Genomic DNA, 23,624 nt, shown 5'->3' with positions numbered 1-23,624 from the left:
CATGGCGAACTACACCGCTGCTGACATCAAGGCCCTGCGCGAGCAGACCGGCGCCGGCATGCTGGACGTGAAGAAGGCACTCGACGAGTCGAACGGCGACATCGAGGCCGCCAAGGAGGCCCTGCGCATCAAGGGCCTGAAGGGTGTGACCAAGCGTGAGGGCCGCTCGGCCTCCAACGGCCTGGTCGCCGCCCAGACCGCCGACGGTGCGGGCACCCTGCTCGAGATCAACTGCGAGACCGACTTCGTCGCCAAGGGTGAGAAGTTCATCGCCCTGGCCGACAAGGTGCTGGCCCACGCCGCCGACCAGCAGGTCGACAGCGCCGAGGCCCTGCTGGCCTCCACCCTGGACGGCCAGACCGTGCAGGAGCTGCTGGACTCCTCGAACGCCGAGATCGGCGAGAAGATCGAGGTGCGCAACCTGGCTCGCCTGACCGCCCCCGAGGGCGGCCAGGTGGTGGCCTACCTGCACAAGACCTCCCCGGACCTGCCGGCGCAGATCGGCGTGCTGGTGGCCACCACCGGCACCGACGAGCAGTTCGGCCGCGACGTGGCCATGCACGCCGCTGCGTTCTCTCCCTCCGTCCTGACCCGTGACGAGGTCGACGCCGAGATCGTGGAGAACGAGCGTCGGGTGGCCGAGGCCACCGCCAAGGAGGAGGGCAAGCCCGAGCAGGCCATGCCCAAGATCATCGAGGGCCGCGTCAACGCGTACTTCAAGGACAACGTGCTGCTCGACCAGCCGTTCGCCAAGGACCCCAAGAAGTCCGTGGCGAAGGTGGCCGAGGAGGCCGGGGCCGAGGTCACCGGCTTCGCCCGCTTCAAGGTCGGTTCCGACCTGCAGGGCTGAGCCCACCGCGCCTGACGGGGCACGGTCCACCCACCCGGGTGGGCCGTGCCCCGTTCGCGTGGTGGGTGTGCAAGGATCGTCCGGGCCGATCGGCCCCGCACGAACTTCCCCCAGGAGGCCCGCCGATGAGCACGACCACAGAGCACAGCAACGCCGCCCCGCGCCGGGTGCTGTTGAAGATGTCCGGAGAGGTCTTCGGTGGTGGTTCCGTCGGGGTGGACCCGGACGTCGTCAAGGGCATCGCGGCGCAGATCGCCGCCGCCGTCCGGGGTGGGGTGCAGGTCGCCATCGTGGTGGGCGGCGGGAACTTCTTCCGCGGTGCCGAGCTGCAGACCAAGGGCATGGAGCGCACGCGCGCGGACTACATGGGGATGCTGGGCACCGTCATGAACTGCCTGGCCCTGCAGAACTTCCTCGAGGCCGAGGGTGTCGAGACGCGGGTGCAGACCGCCATCGAGATGACGCAGGTGGCCGAGCCGTACATCCCGCGCCGCGCCATCCGCCACCTGGAGAAGGGGCGCGTGGTCATCTTCGGTGCCGGTGCCGGCATGCCCTTCTTCACCACCGACACGGTCGCCGCCCAGCGCGCGCTGGAGATCAAGTGCGACGAGGTGCTCATGAGCAAGTCGGGCGTGGACGGTGTCTACAGCGCCGACCCCAGGACCGACCCGACCGCCGAGCGCTACGAGCGGCTCACCTTCGCCGAGGCCCTCGCCAAGCAGCTCCGCATCGCCGACGCCGCAGCCTTCTCCCTGTGCATGGAGAACAAGCTGCCGATGATGGTCTTCGGCATGCAGGGCGAGGGCGCCATCGAGCAGGCGCTGCGCGGTGAGAGAATCGGCACCATCGTCACCGCCGACTGAGCCCACGGCTCACCCGATCCGGCACGACACCGACCGACCCACGACGACACAGGAGACGCGCATGACCGTCAAGGACGCGCTGGCCGAGGCCCAGCAGAAGATGGACAAGGCCATCGAGGTCGCCCACGAGGACATGGCGGACATCCGCACCGGCCGCGCGCACGCGGGCATGTTCTCCAAGATCATGGTCGACTACTACGGGGCGCCCACCCCGCTGCAGCAGCTGGCCTCCTTCCAGGTGCCCGAGGCCCGCACCATCCTGGTGCAGCCCTTCGACAAGTCGGCCATGAGCGCCATCGAGAAGGCTCTGCGCGAGTCGGACCTGGGGGTGAACCCCTCCAACGACGGCAACCAGATCCGCTGCGTGCTCCCGGCCCTCACCGAGGAGCGCCGCAAGGAGTACATCAAGCTGGCGAAGGGCAAGGGTGAGGACGCCCGCGTGTCCCTGCGCAACATCCGTCGCGCGGCCAAGGAGCACATCGACAAGCTGGTCAAGGACGGGGAGATCGGCGAGGACGAGGGCTCCCGTGGTGAGAAGGAGCTCGAGGCCCTCACCAAGAAGCACACCGACCAGGTGGAGAGCATCCTGAAGGCCAAGGAGACCGAGCTGCTCGAGGTCTGACCTCCGGCTCACCTCCCACTGCCCGTGACAGCCACCACCCCGCGAGCCGGCCGCAACCTCCCTGCGGCCATCGCGGTCGCCGTCGCCCTCGCGTCGCTGATCATCGTCTCCCTGGTGATCCGGCGCGAGGGTTTCGTGCTGCTCGCGGGGGCCGCGGGTGCGGTGGCCGCGTGGGAGCTGATGAACGCCCTGAAGAACCGTCCCGGCGGTATCCGGGTGCCGGTGGTGCCCACCGTCATCGGCCCGATGGTGATCGTCTGGGCCACGTGGTTCGCCGGCGGTTCGGGCGCTGCGCTGGCGGCCGTGGGCATGCTGGTGCTGCAGGTGGTCTGGCGGGCCTACCGGCCGCAGCGTGACGATGCGGAGGACCCCGCCCACGCTGCACCCACCGGCCTGCCCCGGGCGCTGGCCGACGTCACCGGCGCTGCCCTCATCACGGGCTACGTGGGGGTGCTGGCCGCGTGTGCGGTGCTGCTGGTCGCCCCCGAGGACGGCGTGATGCGGGTGATCGCGTTGGTGCTGATGGTGGCCTGCTCCGACATCGGCGGGTACGCCACCGGGGTCTTCCTGGGCAAGCGGCCCATGGCGCCGAACCTGAGCCCCAAGAAGTCCTGGGAGGGCTTTGCCGGGTCGGTCGTGCTCGCGGCGGTGGGAGGTGTGGCCTCCATGGCCTGGCTGGTGGGCGGGCCGCTGTGGGTGGGCGTCCCGCTCGGCATCGCGGTGGCCCTGGCCGCCACGGTGGGCGACTTCGCCGAGTCGGCACTGAAGCGGGACCTGGGCATCAAGGACATGAGCGAGCTGCTGCCCGGGCACGGCGGCATCATGGACCGGCTGGACTCACTCCTGGTCGCTGCCCCGGTCGCCTGGGCCATCCTGGCCGCGACCGTCCCTGCTCCCTGACCAGTGGGACAATGGCCGCGATGACTGATCTTCCGCAGCCCACCACCAAGGCGCCCCGCCCCGGCGAGCTGACCTTCGCCGCCCCCCGCCGCGGCAAGCCGCCGCAGCACCTGGCCGACCTCGACGAGGCCGGGCGAAAGCAGGCCGTGACCGATGCGGGGTGGCCGGCCTTCCGCGCCAACCAGCTCTCCAAGCACTACTTCGAGCGGTACACCGACGAGCCGGCGGCCATGACCGACCTGCCCAAGGAGGGCCGCGAGGACATGGTGCGTGGCCTGATGCCGCGCCTGCTCACCCCGGTGAGCGTGATGCGGGCGGACGACGGCGCCACGGTCAAGACCCTGTGGCGGCTGCACGACGGCGCCCTGGTGGAGTCGGTGCTGATGCGCTACCCGAGGCGCGTCACCCTGTGCCTGTCGAGCCAGGCGGGCTGCGGCATGAACTGCCCGTTCTGCGCCACCGGGCAGCAGGGGCTGACGCGCAACCTCTCCACGGCCGAGATCGTGGGCCAGCTGGTGGCGGCCCACCGCATGCTCAACGACCCCGAGGCCCCGGGGCTCGCGCCGCCGCCCGCACTGGCCGAGGGCCAGGTGGAGCTGGGGGAGAACGACGCCGACCCGAGCCTCGACGGCCTTCCCGACGAGTCCGCGGCCGACACCTCGGCCCTGGACACCCCGCTGGCCGCGGGCGGCCCGAACCGCGTGCACAACGTGGTCTTCATGGGCATGGGGGAGGCGCTGGCCAACTACCGCAAGGCGGTCGATGCGGTGCGCCGCATGGTGGACCCGGCGCCGGCCGGTCTGGGCATGAGCGCCCGTGGCATCACCATGAGCACGGTGGGCCTGGTGCCGGCCATCGACAAGTTCGCGGCCGAGGGCGTGGCGGCCACGCTCGCGCTGAGCCTGCATGCGCCCGACGACGAGCTGCGCGACGAGCTGGTCCCCATCAACAAGCGCTGGAAGGTGGACGAGGCCCTGGACGCCGCCTACCGCTACTTCCAGACGACGGGCCGGCGCGTCAGCATCGAGTACGCCCTCATCCGGGACATGAACGACCAGGCCTGGCGGGCCGACCTGCTGGCCGAGAAGCTCAACGCGCGCGGCCGCGGCTGGGTGCACGTCAACCCCATCCCGCTCAACCCGACGCCGGGGTCCAAGTGGACCGCCTCCCGCCCGGGCGTGGAGCAGCAGTTCGTGGAGCGGCTGCGCGCCGGCGGCATCCCCACCACGGTGCGCGACACCCGCGGCTCGGACATCGACGGCGCCTGCGGTCAGCTCGCGGCCGCCCCGGAGGGCACCCTCGCCTGAGGGCCGGTTCAGGCGGGGCCGATGAGGTCCGCGGCCTCGTCGACGTCGTCCACGAGGTGCAGCACACCGCCCATGTCCCGGTCGGTGCCCAGTGCCTGCAGCAGGGGCCACGCAGGCAGGGTCTGCGTCCAGTGCTCGCGGCCCACCAGGACCAGCGCCCCCAGCTCGCTGCCGGGGGTGGCGTAGTACAGCCGGGTGGCCACCTGGAAGATCTCCTGCACGGTGCCGGCGGCACCGGGGAGCACCACCAGGCCGGCGGTCGACTGGGCCAGCAGCACGTCCTCCCGCAGGGCGTTGGAGAACATCTTGGCGATCAGCTGGCCGAAGACGTTGGGTGGCTCGTGGCCGTAGAACCAGGTGGGGATGCCCACGCTGCGCAGCTGATCGGGCTCGTCCCAGCCCTGCCTGGCGGCGAAGCCGGCCTGTGCCCAGGCGTCCACGTCCTCGAAGGAGGGCACCTGCGCCACCACGTCCAGAGCCCCGCGCAGTGCCTCGTCGCTGGGGGCGAGGGCACCCAGGTTGGCGGCCTCCATGGCGCCCGGCCCGCCGCCGGTGAGCACCACGTGGCCGGCCTCGGCCAGCGCATGACCGAGTCCGGCGGCGGCGGCGAACTCGTCGGTGCCACGGGCCAGGGAGTGCCCGCCCATCACGCCCACCACGCTGCGGTCGGCCAGGGGGTCGATGAGGGCGTCCACCATCGAGTCGTCGTGGATGGCGCGCAGCAGCGAGACGTAGGCGTCGCCCTCCAGCCGCTCGTTGCGGAACCACGCGTAGGCGCGCCCGTCGGGGGTGTCCGCGTACCCCTGTGACAGCCCGGCGAACAGCTCGGCGGCGGTGTAGGCGTGGCCGCGGTAGGGCGCCACGGGGGCGTCCGGCGCGGGCGGGAACAGGATGGCACCCGCGTCGAGCAGGCGGTCGCGCAGTGGATCGGGCACCTGCCCGCCGAAGAGCACCAGACCCTGCAACCGTTCGGCCGGCAGCGCCAGCAGGCGGTCGGCGACCGGGCGCAGGTCCAGGTTCTCCAGTGCGACCCGGTACAGGCCGCGGCGCCCGGCCTCGACCTCGCGCAGCAGGCGCTCCAGCTGCTCGGCGTCGGCCACCTCCTCGCCCCGGGTGTGCGCGTGGCCGCGGTGTCCGGCCAGGGGGATGGCGGGGGTCGGCTGCAGGTGCTCGGGAGTCACCCCCGCACGGTACCGGCGGTCGGGCGCGCCGGCGGGGGAGCGGGCTGGCATGGTTGCCCCCATGAGTGCCCGCACCGTCATGGTCGCCTCCCCGGAGGGGAACACCGGAAAGTCCGCCATCGCCCTGTCCCTCGTGGAGGCGGCCGCCGCCACCGTGGAGCGGGTGGGCGTGTTCCGCCCGGTCTCGCGCCTGCACGAGAGGCAGAGCGACGACATCCTCACCGCCCTGCTCGCCCGGGCGGGGTCCACCCTCGACCCGGTCGATGCGGTGGGCGTCACCTACGAGGACGTCCACGCCGACGAGGACGAGGCGATGTCCCGCATCGTGAACGCCTACCACCGGGTGGCCGAGCAGTCCGACCTGGTGATCGTCCTGGGAACGGACTTCACGGACGTCACCGGCCCCACCGAGTTCTCGTTCAACGCGCGGGTGGCGGCCAACCTCTCGGCGCCGATGGTGCTGGTGGTCCACGGGGACGGACGTACCGGCGAGCAGGTGCGCACCGTGGTGGAGATGTGCGTCCACGAGGCGCAGGCCCAGCACGCCTCCGTGCTGGGCGTGGTGTGCAACCGGGTCACCGGGGTGGATCCCGATGCGGTGACCGTCGCCCTGGAGGGGCTGGTCGCCCAGGACGGCACCGCGGTGCCGGTGCTGGCCACCATCGCCGACCTGCCGCTGCTGTCGGCCCCCACGGTGCGGGACGTCATGGCCGCGGTGGACGGCACCCTTCTGTGGGGTGACGAGGCCGCGCTGGACCGGGAGGTCGAGGACATCCTGGTGGGTGGCATGAACCCCGAGCACATCCTGGAGCGGCTGGCCGACGGGCAGCTGTGCATCGCGGCCAGTGACCGGGTGGAGATCCTGCTGACACTGATTGCCGCCCACACCTCGGACCGGCTCCCCACCCTGAGCGCCGTGGTGCTCAACGGTGGTTTCGAGCTGGGGGAGCGGGTCTGTGAGCTGGTGGACGGGCTCGGACTGCGGCTGCCCGTCATCGAGACCGCGGGGCACACCTACGAGACGGCGCGGGCGGCGGCCTCGGTCCGCGGACTGCTCGGGCAGGGGAGCGGCCGCAAGACCACCGCCGCACTGGCCCACGTGGGGGCGCGCCTGGACGCCCGGGCGGTGCTGGCGCAGCTCGACCTCCGACCGAGCACCGTGGTGACGCCGCTGATGTTCCAGCACCAGCTGGTGGAGCGCGCTGAACAGCACCGTCGCCACATCGTGCTGCCCGAGGGCTCGGACGACCGCATCCTGCGCGCCGCCGGCCGGGTGCTCACCCGCGACCTGGTGGACCTGACCATCCTGGGAGAGGTCGAGGCCATGCAGCGGCGGTCCCGGGAGCTCGGCATCGACCTGTCGCGGGCCACCCTGCGTGACCCGGCGGACGACCCGGACACCGAGCGGCTGGCCGAGCTGTACACCGACCTGCGACGCCACAAGGGCATGACGCTGGAGACCGCACGCACCGTGGTCACGGACGTCAACCACTTCGGCACCCTGCTGGTCCGCGACGGGCAGTGCGACGGCATGGTCAGCGGTGCGGCCCACACCACGGCCGACACCATCCGTCCCGCCTTCCAGGTGATCGGCACCGCCGAGGGCAGCAACGAGGTCTCCAGTGCCTTCCTCATGTGTCTGGCCGACCGGGTGCTGGTCTTCGCCGACTGCGCCGTGATCCCCGAGCCCACCAGTGAGGAGCTCGCCGGCATCGCCACCGCCAGCGCGGCGACGGCGCGCGCCTTCGGCATCGAGCCGCGGGTGGCCATGCTCAGCTACTCCACCGGCGAGTCCGGGTCGGGCCGCGAGGTGGAGAAGGTGCGGGAGGCCACCGACCTGGTGCGGCAGGCCGAGCCCGATCTGCCGGTGGCCGGTCCCATCCAGTACGACGCCGCCGTCGAGCCCTCCGTGGCGGCCTCCAAGATGCCCGGCTCGCCGGTGGCCGGGCAGGCCACGGTGCTGGTCTTCCCGGACCTCAACACCGGGAACAACACCTACAAGGCCGTCCAGCGGATGGCGGGGGCCCTGGCCGTGGGGCCGCTGCTGCAGGGTCTGGCCCGCCCGGTGAACGACCTCTCGCGCGGGGCGCTGGAGGACGACATCGTCAACACCATCCTCATGACGGCCGTGCAGGCGGCCTCCGACGACGCAGGGAGCAACAGGTGAGCGCACTGGTCATCAACGCCGGGTCCTCCTCGGTGAAGTTCCAGGTGGTGGACCCCGACACGGGCACCGTGCACGCGAAGGGCCTGGTGGAGCGGATCGGGGAGCCGGCCGGGGCCGCCAGCCTGGAGCGCGAGGGCGCCGACGAGCTGACCAGCAGCCAGCGCTTCACGGACCATCGCGAGGCCCTGGCCTGGGTGCTCGACCAGTTGGGCGGCTCCGGCCTGCTCCAGGACGTGGAGGTGGTGGGTCACCGCACGGTCCACGGTGGGCGCCGTTTCGACCGGCCGGTGGTGCTGGACGACGAGACCCTGGCGGTGATGCGTGAGCTCTCCCCGCTGGCGCCACTGCACAACCCGGCCAACATCCAGGGCATCGAGGCCGCGCGTGAGCAGCTGCCCCAGGTGCCGCACGTGGGGGTCTTCGACACCGGGTTCTTCGCCGACCTCCCGCCGGAGGTGCGCACCTACGCCATCGACACCGAGGTGGCCCGGGAGTACGCCGTGCAGCGCTACGGGTTCCACGGGGCCAGCCACGCCTACGTCTCCCAGCGGGCGGCACAGGACCTCGGCCGCGACCCGGCGGAGCTCAAGGTGGTGGTGCTGCACCTGGGCAACGGTGCGTCGGCCGCGGCCGTGGACGGCGGCCGTCCGGTGGACTGCTCGATGGGGATGACGCCCCTGGAGGGTCTGGTCATGGGCACCCGGCCCGGGGACATCGACCCCGGCGTGCTTTTGCACCTGCTGCGCCACGGCATGGACGTGGACGAGGTGGACGACCTGCTCAACCGGCGCAGCGGGTTGCGCGGTCTGACCGGCACCAACGACATGCGTGAGGTCCGTGCCGCGGCCACCGCGGGCGACGCCGCGGCGCGCCTGGCACTCGACGTGAGCATCCACCGCATCGTCCGCTACGTGGGCGCCTTCCACGCGGTGATGGGCGGGCTGGGCGCGCTGGTCTTCACCGCGGGCGTGGGCGAGAACAACGTGGAGCTGCGCGCCGAGGTGTGCGAGCGGCTGGCCGTGCTGGGCGTGTCCCTCGATGGCCGGCGCAACGCCGCCGTCCCCCGCGGCCGGGCGGAGTCCACGGTGGTCTCCGCAGACGACTCGCGGGTCGCCGTGCTGGTGACCCCCACCAACGAGGAGCTGTACATCGCTCGCGCGGCCGCGGCGACAGTGACACCCTGAGGGCATGACCTCTCACAGTGACCTGCGGACGGTGCTCGACGACCTGGTGGGGGAGGACCTGACCGGACTGTTCGTCGGCGGACGGTGGGTGCAGCCCGCCGGGGGAGGGACGTTCGCGGTCACCGACCCCAGCGACGGGAAGACCCTGCGCGAGGTGGCCGACGCCACTCCTGAGGACGGTGTGGCCGCCCTCGATGCGGCCGTGGCCGCCCAGGAGGACTGGGCCGCCACCCCGCCGCGGGAGCGCTCGGAGATCCTGCGCCGCGCCTTCGACCTGCTCATCGAGCACACCGAGGAGCTCGCGGCGCTCATGACCCTGGAGATGGGCAAGTCGCTGGAGGAGTCCCGCGGCGAGGTGGCCTACGGGGCCGAGTTCCTCCGCTGGTTCTCCGAGGAGGCGGTGCGCCTGGAGGGGCGCATGGTGCCCGCCCCGGCCGGTGGCTCCACCATCCTCACCCGCCACAAGCCGGTGGGGCCCGTGCTGGCCATCACCCCGTGGAACTTCCCGCTGGCGATGGGCACGCGCAAGATCGGCCCGGCGCTCGCCGCCGGGTGCACGGTGGTGCTGAAGCCGGCCTCGGCCACGCCGCTCACCTCGATGGCGTTGGTGGACCTGCTGCACCGCGCCGGGGTGCCCGAGGGCGTGGCCAACTGCGTCACCACCAGCCAGACCTCGGAGGTGATGGGGGAGCTCATCGCCGACGAGCGGCTCCGCAAGCTCACCTTCACCGGCTCCACCCCCGTGGGCCGCACGCTGCAGGGCCAGGCCGCCGAGACGCTGCTGCGCACGTCCATGGAGCTGGGCGGCAACGCACCCTTCGTCGTGCTGGGCGACGCAGACCTGGAGCAGGCGGTGGAGGGCGCCATGGCGGCCAAGTTCCGCAACATCGGACAGGCCTGCACGGCGGCCAACCGGTTCATCGTGGTGCGCGAGCTGGCCGAGGAGTTCTCCACCCGCTTCGCGGAGGTCGCCGCGCAACGGACGGTGGGGCGTGGCGGTGACGAGGGCACCGACCTGGGCCCCCTCATCGACGCCGACGGCCTGGGGAAGGTCACCGAGCTGGTGGCCGACGCGCTCGACCAGGGGGCCAAGGTCCTGACCGGCGGGCCGCAGGGCTGCGAGGAGCTGCGCAGCACGCTGCCCGAGGGTGGGTCCTGGTACCCGCCGACGGTGCTGGGTGACGTGCCGGCCGGCGCCCGCATCCTGGCCGAGGAGGTCTTCGGACCGGTGGCCCCCATCCAGGTGGTCGAGGGCGAGGAGGAGGCCCTGGCGGCGGCGAACGACACCGAGTTCGGCCTGGTGGGCTTCGTGTACTCCCGCGACGTCTCGCGACTCATGGACTTCGCCGCCCGCATGCAGACCGGCATGGTGGGCCTCAACATGGGCGTGGTCTCCCAGCCGGCGGCGCCCTTCGGCGGGGTGAAGCAGTCCGGGTTGGGCCGCGAGGGTGGACACGAGGGCGTGGAGGAGTACCTCGAGGTGCAGTACCTGGGACTCGCGGACTGACCCCCCATCGCCGGACCTGCCCGTGACCCCCGCGGGTCAAGGGCAGGTCAAGGGCGGCTGAGGACTCGGTGTGGATGCCCGGCCGGACCGGTCGTGACGCGGACCCGGTGCGGCGGGCCTCCCTAGCGTGGCCCCCGACCGCACCGGAGGCACGCGCCGACCGGTGGACCCCTCCCTCGGAGCAGCCATGCCTGACAGCACCCCGTCCCCTCGCACGTCCCGCGCCCGGCGCGGTCCCGCTCTCGCCGCCGGCGTCCTGGCGCTGGCCACCGCCGGCTCGCTGGCCCCGGCCCAGGCGGGCCACGCGCCCGGCGAGCGCCTGCCGGAGCAGGTCGCGCCCGAGCCCACCGACCGGGCCACCGCCCAGGGGATCGAGCGCCCCGGCCAGGCCACGATGGGGTGGAGCCTGCGCGATCAGGTCCGCCCCGGTGTCGAGGGCACCGCGTCGCTCGGTCCGGTGGGGGCGGCGTCCGCCATCGCCCCGCAGGCGGCCGACGCCCACGGTCCCTACGGCATCGACACCAGCAGCCACACCACCGTGCAGGACTGGCAGTGGTTCAGCGACGTCGGTGCGGAGTTCGCGTGGATCAAGGCCACGGAGGGCGACTACTACACCAGCCCCGTGTTCAGCCCGCAGTGGATCGGGGCCACCGAGCAGCAGATGGTGCGCGGGTCGTACCACTTCGCCAATCCCGCCGAGTCCTCCGGCGCCCAGCAGGCGGAGTTCTTCGTGGCCAACGGCGGGGGCTGGAGCCCCGACGGGCGCACCCTGCCCGGGGCGCTTGACATGGAGTACAACCCCTACGGGCCGGTCTGCTACGGCATGGACCATGCGCAGATGGACGCCTGGGTGCGCGACTTCATCGGCCGCTACGAGCAGCTCACCGGGGTCAAGCCGGTCATCTACACCAACGCGGACTGGTGGAACACCTGCGTGGGCCGCGCCGACTACTCCGACATCCACCTCTGGCTCGCCCGCTACGACGCCACCCCCGGCACGGCCCCCTGGTCCTGGTCGCAGCACGGCGCCACCCACACCGTGTGGCAGACCCGACCGGTCACCGACAAGGGCTATGACGTCAACCGCTTCCACGGTGACCGCGCCGCGCTGCGGGAGCTCGCGACCCACGGCTGACCCGGGCGGCGCGCGGACGTACCCTGACGCCCATGTCTGCGCGTCGCGTCACCCTCCTGGGCTCCACCGGTTCCATCGGCACCCAGGCGGTCGAGGTCATCCAGCAGCACCCCGACCGCTTCGTGGTGCACGGCCTGGCCGCCGGGGGCAGTGACCTGGGTCTGCTCGCCCGCCAGGTGGCCGCCCTGCGTCCCGAGGTCGTCGCCCTGGCGCGAGGCGACCGGGCCGACCTGCGTGCCGCCCTGGACGCGGTGCCCGGCGGGGCGGACCTGCACCCCCGGGTGCTGGTGGGCGAGGACGCCGCCACCGAGCTGGCCGCCGACCCGGTGGACGTGGTGCTCAACGGCATCACCGGCTCCATCGGCCTGCGCCCCACCCTCGCCGCGCTGGAGGCCGGGAGCACCCTGGCCCTGGCCAACAAGGAGTCGCTCATCGTGGGCGGCCCGCTGGTGCGCGCGGCCCTGCAGCGTCCCGACCAGATCGTGCCGGTGGACTCCGAGCACGCCGCCATCGCGCAGTGCCTGCCCAGCGGCCGCCGTGAGGAGGTCCGCCGGCTGGTCATCACCGCCTCGGGTGGTCCCTTCCGGGGCCGCAGCCGCGCGGAGCTGGCCGACGTCACGCCCGAGCAGGCCCTGGCCCACCCCAACTTCGCGATGGGGCGTGTGGTCACCACCAACTCGGCCACCCTGGTCAACAAGGGCCTGGAGGTCATCGAGGCCCACCTGCTGTTCGACGTGCCCTTCGACGACATCCAGGTGGTGGTGCACCCGCAGCAGCAGATCCACTCGATGGTGGAGTTCCACGACGGCTCCACCATCGCCCAGATCGGCCCGCCGCGGATGCTGGTCCCCATCGCCCTGGGCCTGTCCTGGCCGGAGCGCCTCACCGGGGTGGACGAGCCCACCGACTGGACCCGCGCCCAGTCCTGGCAGTTCGAGCCGCTGGACTCCGAGGCCTTCCCGGCGGTGGACCTCGCCGTGCACGTCGGCCGCCTGGGAGGCACCGCTCCGGCGGTCTACAACGCGGCGAACGAGGAGTGCGTGGACGCCTTCCACGACGCGCGCATCGGGTTCACCGACATCACCGACACCGTGGCGGCCGTCGTGGAGCAGCTCGGCAGCGGGGGAGAGGCCGGCCTGACCCTCGAGGCCGTGCTCGCCGCCGAGGGTGAGGCGCGGGCGGCCGCGCACCGCCTCATCGATGCGGTGGGGCGCCGCTGATGCTCTACCTGCTGGGGGTGGTGGTCGTCTTCCTGGGCATCTGCGCCTCCATCGCCCTGCACGAGATCGGCCACCTCGTCCCGGCCAAGGCCTCGAAGGTGAAGGTGACCCAGTACATGGTGGGCTTCGGGCCCACGGTGTGGTCGCGGCGCCGGGGCGAGACCGAGTACGGCATCAAGGCCATCCCGCTGGGCGGCTACATCCGCATGATCGGCATGCTGCCGCCGCGGCGGGAGGACCCCGCCGGCACGGTGCGCTCGACCTCGACCGGCTTCCTGGACCAGATGTCCGAGGACGCCCGCCACGCGGCGATGGAGGAGGTCGGGCCGCAGGACGCCGACCGCGTCTTCTACAAGCTGCCGGTGTGGCGCAAGGTCATGATCATGCTCGGCGGCCCGCTGATGAATCTGGCCATCGCGGTGGTGCTCATCACCGGGCTGCTCACGCTCCACGGGACGGCGCAGCCCACCACCACGCTGGCCACCGTCGTCCAGTGCGCACCCCAGGACCCCGCCGCCACCGAGTGCGGTCCGCAGGACGAGCCCAGCCCCGCGGCCGCGGCGGGACTGCAGCCGGGGGACACCGTGCTGCGGGCCGGTGGCGCCACGGTGTCCAGCTGGGAGGAGATCACCGAGGCCATCCGCTCCAGCGCCGGGGAGGAGCTGCCGCTGGTGGTGCAGCGTGATGGCCGGCAGGTGGAGCTCACCGCGCACCCGGTGCTGCGGGAGCGTCCGGTGGTGCAGGACGGCCAGGCGGTGGAGCGCGACGGCGAGCCGGTGCTGCAGGAGGTGGGCTACCTGGGCGCGTCCCCCGCATCGGAGCAGGTGCGCCAGCCCGTCACGGAGGTGCCCGGTGTCGTCGGCGACGGGCTGTACCGCACCGCATCGGTGGTGCTCACCATCCCGGCGCGCCTGTGGGACATCGGGCAGACGGTGCTGGGGCTGGAGGAGCGCGACCCCAACGGGCCGATGTCCGTGGTGGGGGTGGGGCGGGTGGCCGGTGAGGTCACCTCCAGCCAGGAGCTGGGACTGGACTGGGGCGAGCGGGTCGCCTTCTGGACGAGCCTGGTGGCAAGCCTCAACCTGGCGCTGTTCGTGTTCAACCTGGTGCCCCTGCTGCCGCTGGACGGCGGCCACGTGGCCGGCGCGCTGTGGGAGGGCACGAAGAAGGCCTGGGCGCGGCTGCGGGGACTGCCGGACCCGGGGTACGTGGACGTCGCGCGCATGATGCCGCTGGCCACCGGCATGGCGGTGCTCCTGCTGGGCATGGCCCTGCTGTTGATCTACGCCGACATCGTGGCACCGGTACGTCTGGGGTGATCGACGCCACCGGCGCGAGGCCGGGGCACTGGATGCGCACGTGGTGTTCCTTGCGATACTGGGGGCATGACTGTCTCGCTCGGAATGCCCGCGCCCGTCCCGCAGACCGTGGCCCCGCGCCGGAAGAGCCGCAAGATCCAGGTGGGCAGCACCTTCGTGGGTGGTGACGCGCCGGTCAGCGTGCAGACCATGACCACCACCAAGACGGCGGACATCAACGGCACCCTCCAGCAGATCGCCGAGCTGACGGCCGCCGGCTGCGACATCGTGCGTGTCGCCTGCCCCACGCAGGACGATGCGGATGCGCTGCCCATCATCGCGGCCAAGTCGCAGATCCCCGTGATCGCCGACATCCACTTCCAGCCCAAGTACGTGTTCGCCGCCATCGATGCGGGGTGCGCCGCCGTGCGTGTGAACCCGGGCAACATCAAGAAGTTCGACGACAAGGTCGGGGAGATCTCCCGGGCGGCGAAGGATGCCGGCGTCTCGCTGCGCATCGGCGTGAACGCCGGTTCGCTGGACCCGCGCCTGTACGAGAAGTACGGCAAGCCCACTGCCGAGGCGCTGGTGGAGTCGGCGGTCTGGGAAGCCAGCCTCTTCGAGGAGCACGACTTCCACGACTTCAAGATCTCGGTGAAGCACAACGACCCGGTCGTGATGATCCGGGCCTACGAGATGCTCGCCGAGCGGGGCGAGTGGCCGCTGCACCTGGGCGTGACCGAGGCCGGGCCCGCCTTCCAGGGCACCATCAAGTCGGCCACCGCCTTCGGTGCACTGCTGGCCAAGGGCATCGGCGACACCATCCGTGTGAGCCTCTCCACCCCGCCGGTGGAGGAGGTGAAGGTCGGCACGCAGATCCTGCAGGCGCTCAACCTGCGCCCGCGCAAGCTGGAGATCGTGTCCTGCCCGTCGTGCGGGCGCGCCCAGGTGGACGTCTACAAGCTGGCCGATGAGGTGACCGCCGGCCTGGAGGGCATGACCGTGCCTCTGCGCGTGGCCGTGATGGGCTGCGTCGTGAACGGTCCCGGTGAGGCGCGCGAGGCGGACCTGGGTGTGGCCTCGGGCAACGGCAAGGGCCAGATCTTCGTCAAGGGCGAGGTCATCAAGACCGTGCCGGAGAGCCAGATCGTGGAGACCCTCATCGAGGAGGCCATGCGGATCGCCGAGGAGATGGGCGAGCCCGTGGACGGCGCCGAGGGGCAGCCCACGGTCAGCGTCGGCTGAGCGGCGGCCCAGCCCGCCCCGGCGCGGGGCAGCGGGTCCGTCAGAACATCGACAGGCCCAGGTTGAGCAGCACCGTGAGGAGCACCGATCCGATGATCGAGATCAGGATCATCACGAGGCAGCCGGGGCCGCCGCCGAGCGGGCGGACTTCCGTGTTTCCGATGCGCATGACTCGACCCTAGGCGCGTGTGCCCGTCACGGCACCCGGTGGAGGTCACGGAGCGGTCTCGATGGGGCGGCTCATCTCGACGTGCTCCGGTGCTGCCCGCCAGAATCTGCGTCAGGTCACCGTGCACACGACCGCGGTGACCCGACCCGGTCAGACCGGTGTGACGGGTGTCACGAATGGAGAGGCAGAGCCATGGGCGAGCAGAGCACCGACCGCGCGGCGGACCAGCAGGGGGAGGGCTACCGCGCCCTGCAGGAGCGCAGCACCCAGGACCCGGAGGGCTTCTGGCTGGAGGCGGCGCAGCAGATCTCGTGGTCCCGCCGCCCCACCCGCGCCCTGGACGACTCCGCGGCACCCCTGTACCGCTGGTTCCCCGACGGCGAGCTCAACGTCTGCTTCAACGCCCTGGACCGTCACGTCATCGACGGCCGCGGAGACCAGGCGGCCCTGCTCTACGACTCCCCGGTGACCGGCACCCAGCGCGCCTACACCTACGCCCAGCTGCTCGATGAGGTGGCGCGCTGCGCCGGCGGCCTGCGCGAGCTCGGGGTCACCCAGGGCGACACCGTGGTCATCTACATGCCCATGGTCCCCGAGGCCGTCGTCGCGATGCTCGCCTGCGCGCGGCTCGGTGCCGTGCACTCGGTGGTCTTCGGCGGCTTCGCGCCCGCTGAGCTGGCGGTCCGCATCGAGGACGTCGCACCCAAGGTCGTCGTCTCCGCATCGTGCGGGGTGGAGCGCACCCGCGTGATCCCCTACAAGCCGATGCTGGACGAGGCCATCCGCCGCTCGGCGCACCAGCCTGAGCACTGCGTGATCCTGCAGCGCGAGCAGCACGCCGCCGAGATGGGCGAGCGTGACGTCGACTGGGCCACGCTCATGACCCCCGGTGCCGTGGAGCCGGCCACCTGGACGCCCGTGGCCGCCACCGACCCGCTGTACGTGCTGTACACCTCCGGCACCACCGGCCGGCCCAAGGGCATCGTGCGCGACTGTGGCGGCTACGCGGTGGCGATGCGGTGGTCCATGACCAACCTGTACGGCATCGGCCCCGGCGACACCTGGTTCTGCGCCTCCGACGTCGGCTGGGTGGTGGGTCACTCCTACATCGTCTACGCGCCGCTGCTCACCGGGGCCACCACGGTGCTCTACGAGGGCAAGCCCGTGGGCACGCCCGACCCGGCGGCCTTCTGGCGGGTGGTGGAGCAGTACGGCGTGAAGGGGCTGTTCACCGCGCCCACCGCCATCCGGGCCATCAAGAAGGAGGACCCGGACGCCACCGGGCTCGCGCAGCACGACGTCTCCACCCTGGAGCACCTGTTCCTGGCCGGGGAGCGACTGGACCCGGACACCTGGCAGTGGGCCACCGACCACCTGGGCATCCCGGTGGTGGACAACTGGTGGCAGACCGAGACCGGCTGGCCCATCGCCACCAACCCGGTGGGCATCGAGGCGCTGGAGATCCGCCCGGGGTCACCCACGGTGGCCACGCCGGGCTTCCGCATCGAGGTGCTCGACGAGACGGGACGCGAGGTGGAGCCCGGTACGGAGGGCGCCATCTGCCTGCGTCTGCCGCTGCCGCCGGGCACCCTGCCCACGCTGTGGAAGGACGACGAGCGCTACGTGAACAGCTACCTGTCGGCCTACCCGGAGCACTACCTCACCGGCGACGGGGGACTGGTGGAGGCCGACGGCTACGTCTACGTGATGGGCCGCACCGACGACGTGCTGAACGTGGCCGGGCACCGCCTGTCCAGCGGGTCGCTGGAGGAGGCCCTCGCCGGGCACCCGAGCGTGGCCGAGTGCGCCGTGATGGGCGTGGCCGACCCGCTGAAGGGCCAGGTGCCCCGCGCGCTGGTGGTGCTCAAGAGCGGCATCGAGCTGGACGATGCTGGACGCGACGCCCTGGTGGCCGAGCTCGTGCAGCGGGTGCGCGACGAGGTGGGCGCCGTGGCGGCCCTGCGCGAGGTGGACGTGGTGGAGGCCCTGCCCAAGACGCGCTCGGGCAAGATCCTGCGCAAGACCATGCGGCAGATCGCCGACGGCGAGACGCCCGTGGTGCCCAGCACCATCGAGGACCCCACCGTCCTCGAGGCGCTGGAGGCGGTGCTGCGCCGCCGCTGAGCCCGGGCTCTACAGCACCTTGGCCAGGAAGTCCTGGGTGCGGGCGTGCTGCGGGTTGCCCAGCACCTCGCGGGGGTCTCCCTGCTCCACGATGTCGCCGTCGGCCATGAAGACCAGGTGGTCGCCCACCTCGCGGGCGAAGCCCATCTCGTGGGTGACCACCATCATGGTCATCCCCTCGTGGGCGAGGTCCTTCATGGAGTCCAGCACGTCGCCCACCAGCTCGGGGTCCAGCGCCGAGGTGGGCTCGTCGAAGAGCATCATGTCCGGGTTCATCGACAGCGCGCGGGCGATGGCGACGCGCTGCTGCTGACCGCCGGACAGCTGCGAGGGGTGCGCGTCGGCCTTGTGGCCGAGCCCCACCCGCTCCAGGTTCTCCCGCGCGATCCGCTGCGCCTCCTTGGCGCCGCGGCGCTTCACCTTCTGCTGGGCGAGGGTGAGATTGCGCAGCACCGACATGTGGCTGAACAGGTTGAACGACTGGAAGACCATGCCGATGCGGGAGCGCACCGCATCGAGCTCGGTGTCCGGGTCGGTGATGTCCACCCCCTCGATGTGGATGGTGCCGGCCGTGGGCTCCTCCAGACGGTTCACGCAGCGCAGCAGGGTCGACTTGCCGGAGCCCGAGGGGCCGATGACGCACACGACCTGGCCGCGCTGGATGTCGAGGTCGATGCCCTCGAGCACCTTCACGTCGCCGAAGCTCTTGTGGAGCCCGCGGATGCTGATGGCGGGCGCATCCGCATCGAGGTCGTGGGTGGGGTGCAACGGGCGGTGGGCGCTCATCGGCGGCCCCTCCTGTTCTGTCGGCGCTCCAGCCAGGCCACCAGCTGGGTGAGGGGCAGGGTGATGGCCAGGTAGAGCAGGGCGGCGAACACCAGCGAGGTGGACGTGCCGGCCGAGGGACCGCTGTTCATGAAGTCACGGGCAGCGGTGGTCAGCTCCTTCTGGTGCGTCATGAAGCCCAGGACGAACAGCAGCGAGGTGTCCTTGATGAGGATCACCAGCTCGTTGGTCAGCGGCGGCACCACGATGCGCAAGGCCTGGGGGAAGGTCACGTGCACCATGGTCTGGGCGGGAGTCATGCCCAGCGAGCGGGCAGCCTCCACCTGGCCGCTGGGGACGGCCTGGATGCCGGCTCGCAGGGTCTCGGCCATGTACGCGCCGGCCACCAGCATCAGGCCCACGAGGCCCGCGCCCACGGTGCCACCCGGAGGGGTCCACCCGGTGGCGATGGGGATGCCGAAGCCCATGAAGAGGATCACCAGCAGCGCGGGCAGACCGCGGAAGAGCTCGATGTAGGCCGTGGCGAACCAGCGGAAGGGAGCCACCGGGGCCAGCTTCATGAGCACCAGCACGACGGCCAGCAGGAAGCCACCGACGAACGCCACCAGCGTGTACAGGATGGTGTTCTTGGCTGCCGTGAACACCATGGTCTCCCAGGTGCCGGTAAAGCCCTCGGTGAGGAAGAAGTTGGCCGCGATCGCGTCCCACTTCATCGTGAACAGCAGCAGCACCACGAGCACTGCAGCCAGGACGTACAGCCCCGTCTGCAGTGCTCGTGAGCGCTGCCTGCGCGTCAGCGCCATGCTCAGCTGGCCGCGGGGGAGGACTCGTCGGACGCGCTGGACTCGTCGCCCGACTCCTCACCGCCACCGTCGACCGTGAAGTACTCGTCGTAGAACTCCTGGTACTTGCCGCTGTCGCGCAGCTCCTTGAGCTCGCCGTTCACGGCGTCGAGCAGGGCCTGGTTGTCCTTCTTGGTGGCGAAGCCGTAGGTCTCTCCGGTGTCGTACTCCTCGACCACCTGGTAGCCGCCGGTGCTGGCGATCTCCTCGTTGACCGGCTTGTCCTGCAGCAGGGCATCCACCTGGCCGGCCTTGATGGCCTGCACCATCTCGGCGTTGGAGGGCAGGGCCACCAGCTGGGCGCCGCTCGCGTTCTCCTGGGCGTAGGCCTCGCCGGAGGTGGCCTGCTGCACGCCCACCTTCTTGCCGTCGAGGTCGCCGATGGCCTTGATGTCGCTGCCCTCGGGCACCAACAGGGACTGCAGGGAGTCGTAGTAGCCGTCGGAGAAGCCGAGGTTCTTCTTGCGGTCCTCGGTGATGGTCATGGCCGAGGCGACCATGTCGCACTGGCCGGAGTTGAGAGCGAGGCCGGACTGCAGACCGGAGAAGTCCGCGTCCTTCACGGCGAGCTCCAGGTCCAGGCCCTTGGCGATCTCGGAGGTGAGGTCGATGTCGAAGCCGGCGTACCCGGACTCGGCGGACTCGTCCTCGTACTCGAAGGGCTCGTAGGGGATGTCCGAGCAGACGGTCAGCTTGCCGTCGCTGATGAGGGACAGGTCGGCGGAGGCATCGTCACCCCCGCCGCCACCTCCCCCGGAGGAGTTGTCCTCCTCGGACCCGCAGGCCGAGAGGGTGAGGGCAGCGGCCGCGGCCACCGCGAGAAGGCGCAGGTGAGGGAAGTTGTGGCTCATGGGGGGAACGTAGGTCCGCGGGGGCGCGTGTGGGCGCGGTTCCGGGCACTCGTGACCACTTTGCAACCTGATCGCGACCGAACGGTGACCTGGGCCGGAGCCCGGGTCCGCGAACGAGGTCTTAGGCTTGCGGGCATGGAGCAGACCCAGGCACCCTCCCTCGACCACGCGACGATCCTCAACGACGCCCTCCTCTGGTCGCGCATCACGCAGCGACAGTTCGACCAGCTGCTGGAGCAGGAGGTGGGTCCGGACGCCCAGGTGGGCGTGGACCTGGAGGCCGGGCAGATCCAGTTCGCCTCGGACAGCGCGGAGATCACCGGCGACCTGCACCTCATCGGATCGGTGGCGCCGGGCCCCCAGTCGCTGCTGTGGGCCTGGGCGAACGAGATGTTCGCCGACGCCCCCGCGGCGCGCCTCTCGCACGAGCTGCGTGAGTTCGGCGAGGCCCACGGGGTGGCGGAGCTGACCTCCCAGGAGGTCCCGCTGCAGCTGGACGGCCAGGAGGTGGACGCCGCGGTCGTCTCCGCCGCGCACGACGCCGGCACCGTGGCCGCCAAGATCACCGGCACGCAGCCCTACTTCGTCTCCGATGCGGGGAACGGCACCTGGGTGGTCACGCTGATCTCCGGCATCACCCTGCCGGCGCCCGAGCTCTCCTCGTTGCCGGCCCTGCTGGAGGAGGCGGCGGACAGCGGCCTGCTCACCGACCACCGTCGCGCGCTGCACCACCTGGGTGTGGACGGCCCGTGGCCCGCCACCTGGTCCACCGACGGCACCCGGGTGCGCTTCGACGACGGCGAGGGTCAGGTGGAGGTCCAGCTCGACGGACAGGGACGGATCGACCAGATCCGTGGCGACCTGGTCTGAGGTGTTCCGGACGCGCCGCGGGTCTCCGCGGCCCTCCGCCCACGTCGCGGCGCTCGGTCCACAGCACACCGACGAGGTCCTCCAGCTCTGCGCACAGGACCCGGCCGCCCGCGTGTTCGTGGCCTCCCGGGTTCACGAGGGGGTCCTCAACGCCCGTGGGCAGGCGCTGGGCTGGGTGGGAGGTGGAGGCCTGCAGGCGATGGTCCTGTGCGGTGCCAACGTGGTGCCGGTGGGGCTCGACGACCGCTCGGCACCGGCCCTGGCCGACCACGTGTCCTCCCGCCGCGCGCTGTCGAGCTCGATCTTCGGGGAGGTCGATGACGTCCGGATGCTGTGGCAGCACCTGCGGCCGCTGTGGGGGCCGGCGCGCGACGAGCGGCTGGAGCAGTGGTCCATGGTCACCTCCACGCGTCCCTCGCAGCTGGGCGTCGAGCCCGACCCGCGCGTGCGCCCCGCACGGCCGGAGGAGGTCGACATCGTGTATCCGGCGGGTGCGGCGATGTTCACCGAGGAGATCGGCTACCCGCCGTACCAGGGTTCGCCGGCGCGTTACCGCGCCGGCTTCGCACAGCTGATCTCCCAGGGGCGCACCTTCGTGGTCGTGGAGCGTGGGCGGGTGCTCTTCAAGGCCGATGTGGGCTCCCTCGCCCTGGGCGTTGCGCAGGTGCAGGGGGTCTGGACGCATCCGTCCGCCCGGGGAAAGGGCCTGGCCACCGGCGCCATGGCGGGCGTGGTGGAGCAGCTGCTCACCGAGGGGCTGCCGGGTCCGGCGCAGCCGGGCTGGTCGCAGGCCACGGCCACCGCGCCCCGGGAGCGGGTGGGCACGGTGCACCTCTACGTGAACGACTACAACCACTCCGCGCGGGCGGTCTACCTCCGGGTCGGCATGCGGCGCGTGGGGACCTTCGCCACCATCATCCTGTAGACCCCGAGCCCAGGAGGGCATGCACGCATGGCACAGCACCAGGCACCCCCGCACCAGGTCGTCATCGGGATCGACGTCGGCACCACGGCCGCCAAGGTCACCGCCTTCGGCATCGGGGCCCCCTTTCGCACCACGGTGGAGAGGGAGTACCCGCTGCTGCGTCCCCGCCCGGGGTGGGCGGTCCAGGAGGTGCCCACGGTGCTCGCCGCGGTCTCCGCGGCGCTGGCCGAGTGCGTGCACCGGGTCTCCGGCAGCCAGGTGGCCTGTCTGTCGGTGAGCACGGCCATGCACGGGCTGGTGGGGCTCGATGAGGAGCTGCGTCCGCTGACGCCGCTGGTCACCTGGGCCGACGGCCGGGCGGCCGAACAGTCGGCGCGGCTGGCGCGCGAGGGACTGGGCGCCACCCTGCACGAACGTTCCGGGACGCCGGTGCACCCCTTCGCCCCGCTGTCCAAGCTCCTGTGGTTCGCGCAGGAGGAGCCCGAGCTCTTCGGACGCGTCCGGGCCTGGGCGGGTCTCAAGGACGTGGTGCTGCACCAGCTCACCGGCACCCTGGCCACGGACCTGTCGAACGCCAGCGGCACCGGCCTGCTGGACCTGCGCACGGGGCAGTGGTCGCCGGAGACGCTGGAGCTGGTGGGGGTGCGGCAGGACCAGCTGCCGGAGGTGCTGGACACCACGGCGGCGCTGGGGCTCACCCGGCGCGTGGCGGAGCGGCTCGGGCTGCCGGTGGCCACGCCGGTGGTGGTGGGTGCGGGCGACGGGCCACTGGGGAACCTCGGCACCGGGGCGCTGGAGCCCGGGGTGGCCGGGCTCTCCATCGGCACGTCGGCGGCGCTGCGACAGATCGTGCCCGAACCCCGCATCGACCCCGCCGGACGGCTGTTCTGCTACGCGCTGACGCGTGACCAGTGGGCGGTCGGTGGGGCACTGACCACGGGCGGCTCGGTGGTCCGGTGGGCCGGTGACGTCTTCGGGCGGGACCTGATGGAGTCGCCGGGGGAGACGGTCGACTCCGACCTGCTGGCCCTGGCGCAGTCCGTGCCACCGGGCTCCGAGGGGTTGGCCATGGTGCCCTGGTTGGGTGCCGAGCGGGCACCCCTGTGGGACCCGGCGGTGCGCGGGGCGTTCGTGGGGCTGCGGGCCAGCCACACCCGCGGACACTTCGTGCGCGCGGCCGTGGAGGGTGTGGCGTTGCAGGTGGAGGCGGTGCTGCGGCAGGTGGAGACCATCCACCCGGTCCGCGAGATCCGCGCCACCGGTGGGGTGTTCCGCAGCGACCTCTGGCGCGACGTGCTCTCCGGCGTGCTGAACCGCCCGCTGGTGGTGGCGGCCGGGGCGGAGGGCTCCGGGCTCGGCGCGGCCGCCCTGGGGGCCTGGGCCACCGGGTTGGCGGACGACCTGCCCGCGGCCCTGCAGCTGCTCGCCGACGAGGACACCCTCACCGGTGAGGAGGAGGTCATCGAGCCCGACCCGGAGCGCGTGGCCCAGTACGACCGGCTCACCGACCAGGTGGCGGACAGCCTGGAGAAGCTGGGACAGGCGGCGGAGGTGCTGCGCAGCAGCTGATGCCGGGTA

General features: G+C 71.9%; 21 protein-coding genes. 16 read left to right on the top strand and 5 right to left on the bottom strand.

Annotated features, from left to right (window positions below; translation table 11 throughout):
- Position 1: 1 nt before the first annotated feature.
- The 5 genes from tsf (at position 2) to rlmN (ending at position 4,542) form a co-directional block, all read left to right on the top strand.
- Entirely contained in the window at positions 2 to 850 is an 849-nt protein-coding gene (gene tsf, locus ACEY2A_RS05000; RefSeq protein ID WP_374929765.1) for a translation elongation factor Ts, read from the top strand.
- 125 nt (positions 851 to 975) lie between these two features.
- Complete coding sequence (gene pyrH / locus ACEY2A_RS04995; RefSeq protein WP_374929764.1) at positions 976 to 1,713, top strand: UMP kinase; 738 nt, start codon at positions 976 to 978, stop codon at positions 1,711 to 1,713.
- 61 nt (positions 1,714 to 1,774) lie between these two features.
- On the top strand, positions 1,775 to 2,335 hold the full coding sequence (frr, locus tag ACEY2A_RS04990; protein ID WP_374929763.1) for a ribosome recycling factor: 561 nt from the start codon (positions 1,775 to 1,777) through the stop codon (positions 2,333 to 2,335).
- 24 nt (positions 2,336 to 2,359) lie between these two features.
- A complete protein-coding gene (locus ACEY2A_RS04985) occupies positions 2,360 to 3,235 on the top strand; it encodes a phosphatidate cytidylyltransferase (RefSeq protein WP_374929762.1) in 876 nt (291 codons plus the stop codon).
- Positions 3,236 to 3,255: 20 nt separating this feature from the next.
- Positions 3,256 to 4,542 (top strand): 23S rRNA (adenine(2503)-C(2))-methyltransferase RlmN, encoded by a 1,287-nt coding sequence (rlmN, locus tag ACEY2A_RS04980; protein WP_374929761.1) that lies wholly within the window; start codon positions 3,256 to 3,258, stop codon positions 4,540 to 4,542.
- Positions 4,543 to 4,550: 8 nt separating this feature from the next.
- Here rlmN and ACEY2A_RS04975 read toward each other — a convergent pair whose 3' ends face one another.
- Positions 4,551 to 5,723 (bottom strand): LOG family protein, encoded by a 1,173-nt coding sequence (locus ACEY2A_RS04975; RefSeq protein ID WP_374929760.1) that lies wholly within the window; start codon positions 5,721 to 5,723, stop codon positions 4,551 to 4,553.
- A gap of 61 nt (positions 5,724 to 5,784) precedes the next feature.
- On the opposite strand from ACEY2A_RS04975, the gene pta reads away from it, so the two are divergent.
- From pta to ispG, 7 genes are all read left to right on the top strand, one after another.
- Entirely contained in the window at positions 5,785 to 7,890 is a 2,106-nt protein-coding gene (gene pta, locus ACEY2A_RS04970) for a phosphate acetyltransferase (RefSeq protein WP_374929759.1), read from the top strand.
- Positions 7,887 to 9,074 (top strand): acetate/propionate family kinase, encoded by a 1,188-nt coding sequence (locus tag ACEY2A_RS04965; protein ID WP_374929758.1) that lies wholly within the window; start codon positions 7,887 to 7,889, stop codon positions 9,072 to 9,074. The genes pta and ACEY2A_RS04965 overlap by 4 nt, the downstream gene beginning before the upstream one ends.
- A 4-nt stretch (positions 9,075 to 9,078) precedes the next feature.
- Complete coding sequence (locus ACEY2A_RS04960) at positions 9,079 to 10,581, top strand: NAD-dependent succinate-semialdehyde dehydrogenase (RefSeq protein WP_374929757.1); 1,503 nt, start codon at positions 9,079 to 9,081, stop codon at positions 10,579 to 10,581.
- 187 nt (positions 10,582 to 10,768) lie between these two features.
- Positions 10,769 to 11,716 carry a GH25 family lysozyme gene (locus ACEY2A_RS04955; protein ID WP_374929756.1) on the top strand — a complete coding sequence of 316 codons (948 nt, stop codon included), beginning with the start codon at positions 10,769 to 10,771 and terminating at the stop codon, positions 11,714 to 11,716.
- Between the two features lie 32 nt (positions 11,717 to 11,748).
- On the top strand, positions 11,749 to 12,936 hold the full coding sequence (dxr, locus tag ACEY2A_RS04950; protein ID WP_374929755.1) for a 1-deoxy-D-xylulose-5-phosphate reductoisomerase: 1,188 nt from the start codon (positions 11,749 to 11,751) through the stop codon (positions 12,934 to 12,936).
- Entirely contained in the window at positions 12,936 to 14,255 is a 1,320-nt protein-coding gene (locus ACEY2A_RS04945; RefSeq protein ID WP_374929754.1) for an RIP metalloprotease, read from the top strand. The genes dxr and ACEY2A_RS04945 overlap by 1 nt, the downstream gene beginning before the upstream one ends.
- A gap of 66 nt (positions 14,256 to 14,321) precedes the next feature.
- On the top strand, positions 14,322 to 15,479 hold the full coding sequence (gene ispG, locus ACEY2A_RS04940; protein ID WP_374929753.1) for a flavodoxin-dependent (E)-4-hydroxy-3-methylbut-2-enyl-diphosphate synthase: 1,158 nt from the start codon (positions 14,322 to 14,324) through the stop codon (positions 15,477 to 15,479).
- A 40-nt stretch (positions 15,480 to 15,519) separates the two neighbouring features.
- Here ispG and ACEY2A_RS04935 read toward each other — a convergent pair whose 3' ends face one another.
- The gene (locus ACEY2A_RS04935; protein ID WP_374929752.1) at positions 15,520 to 15,648 is read right to left on the bottom strand and encodes a hypothetical protein; all 129 of its coding nucleotides are present in this window, start codon (positions 15,646 to 15,648) and stop codon (positions 15,520 to 15,522) included.
- A 192-nt stretch (positions 15,649 to 15,840) separates the two neighbouring features.
- Between ACEY2A_RS04935 and ACEY2A_RS04930 the strand changes: the two genes are divergently transcribed.
- Positions 15,841 to 17,772, top strand: coding sequence for an acetate--CoA ligase (locus ACEY2A_RS04930; RefSeq protein ID WP_374929751.1), 1,932 nt, complete (start codon positions 15,841 to 15,843; stop codon positions 17,770 to 17,772).
- A 9-nt stretch (positions 17,773 to 17,781) separates the two neighbouring features.
- On the opposite strand, the gene ACEY2A_RS04925 is transcribed toward ACEY2A_RS04930, so the two are convergent.
- Genes ACEY2A_RS04925 through ACEY2A_RS04915 form a run of 3 tightly spaced genes read right to left on the bottom strand, consistent with a single transcriptional unit; the run spans position 17,782 to position 20,251 of the window.
- Entirely contained in the window at positions 17,782 to 18,558 is a 777-nt protein-coding gene (locus ACEY2A_RS04925; protein ID WP_374929750.1) for an amino acid ABC transporter ATP-binding protein, read from the bottom strand.
- The gene (locus ACEY2A_RS04920) at positions 18,555 to 19,361 is read right to left on the bottom strand and encodes an amino acid ABC transporter permease (protein ID WP_374929749.1); all 807 of its coding nucleotides are present in this window, start codon (positions 19,359 to 19,361) and stop codon (positions 18,555 to 18,557) included. The genes ACEY2A_RS04925 and ACEY2A_RS04920 overlap by 4 nt, the downstream gene beginning before the upstream one ends.
- Positions 19,362 to 19,363: 2 nt before the next feature.
- Positions 19,364 to 20,251 (bottom strand): ABC transporter substrate-binding protein, encoded by an 888-nt coding sequence (locus ACEY2A_RS04915; RefSeq protein WP_374929748.1) that lies wholly within the window; start codon positions 20,249 to 20,251, stop codon positions 19,364 to 19,366.
- Positions 20,252 to 20,386: 135 nt separating this feature from the next.
- Between ACEY2A_RS04915 and ACEY2A_RS04910 the strand changes: the two genes are divergently transcribed.
- Genes ACEY2A_RS04910 through ACEY2A_RS04900 form a run of 3 tightly spaced genes read left to right on the top strand, consistent with a single transcriptional unit; the run spans position 20,387 to position 23,615 of the window.
- Positions 20,387 to 21,121 (top strand): DUF6882 domain-containing protein, encoded by a 735-nt coding sequence (locus ACEY2A_RS04910; RefSeq protein ID WP_374929747.1) that lies wholly within the window; start codon positions 20,387 to 20,389, stop codon positions 21,119 to 21,121.
- On the top strand, positions 21,105 to 22,046 hold the full coding sequence (locus tag ACEY2A_RS04905; RefSeq protein WP_374929746.1) for a DUF4081 domain-containing protein: 942 nt from the start codon (positions 21,105 to 21,107) through the stop codon (positions 22,044 to 22,046). Before ACEY2A_RS04910 ends, ACEY2A_RS04905 begins: the two co-directional genes overlap by 17 nt.
- A 27-nt stretch (positions 22,047 to 22,073) precedes the next feature.
- Positions 22,074 to 23,615: a gluconokinase gene (locus tag ACEY2A_RS04900; RefSeq protein ID WP_374929745.1), complete on the top strand. Its 1,542-nt coding sequence runs from the start codon at positions 22,074 to 22,076 to the stop codon at positions 23,613 to 23,615.
- Positions 23,616 to 23,624 lie beyond the last annotated feature (9 nt).

Origin of the sequence: Kytococcus sedentarius (genome assembly GCF_041937525.1) — a bacterium.
GTDB classification, from domain to species: domain Bacteria; phylum Actinomycetota; class Actinomycetes; order Actinomycetales; family Dermatophilaceae; genus Kytococcus; species Kytococcus sedentarius_A.
This window is presented reverse-complemented; position numbering and strand designations above follow the sequence as displayed.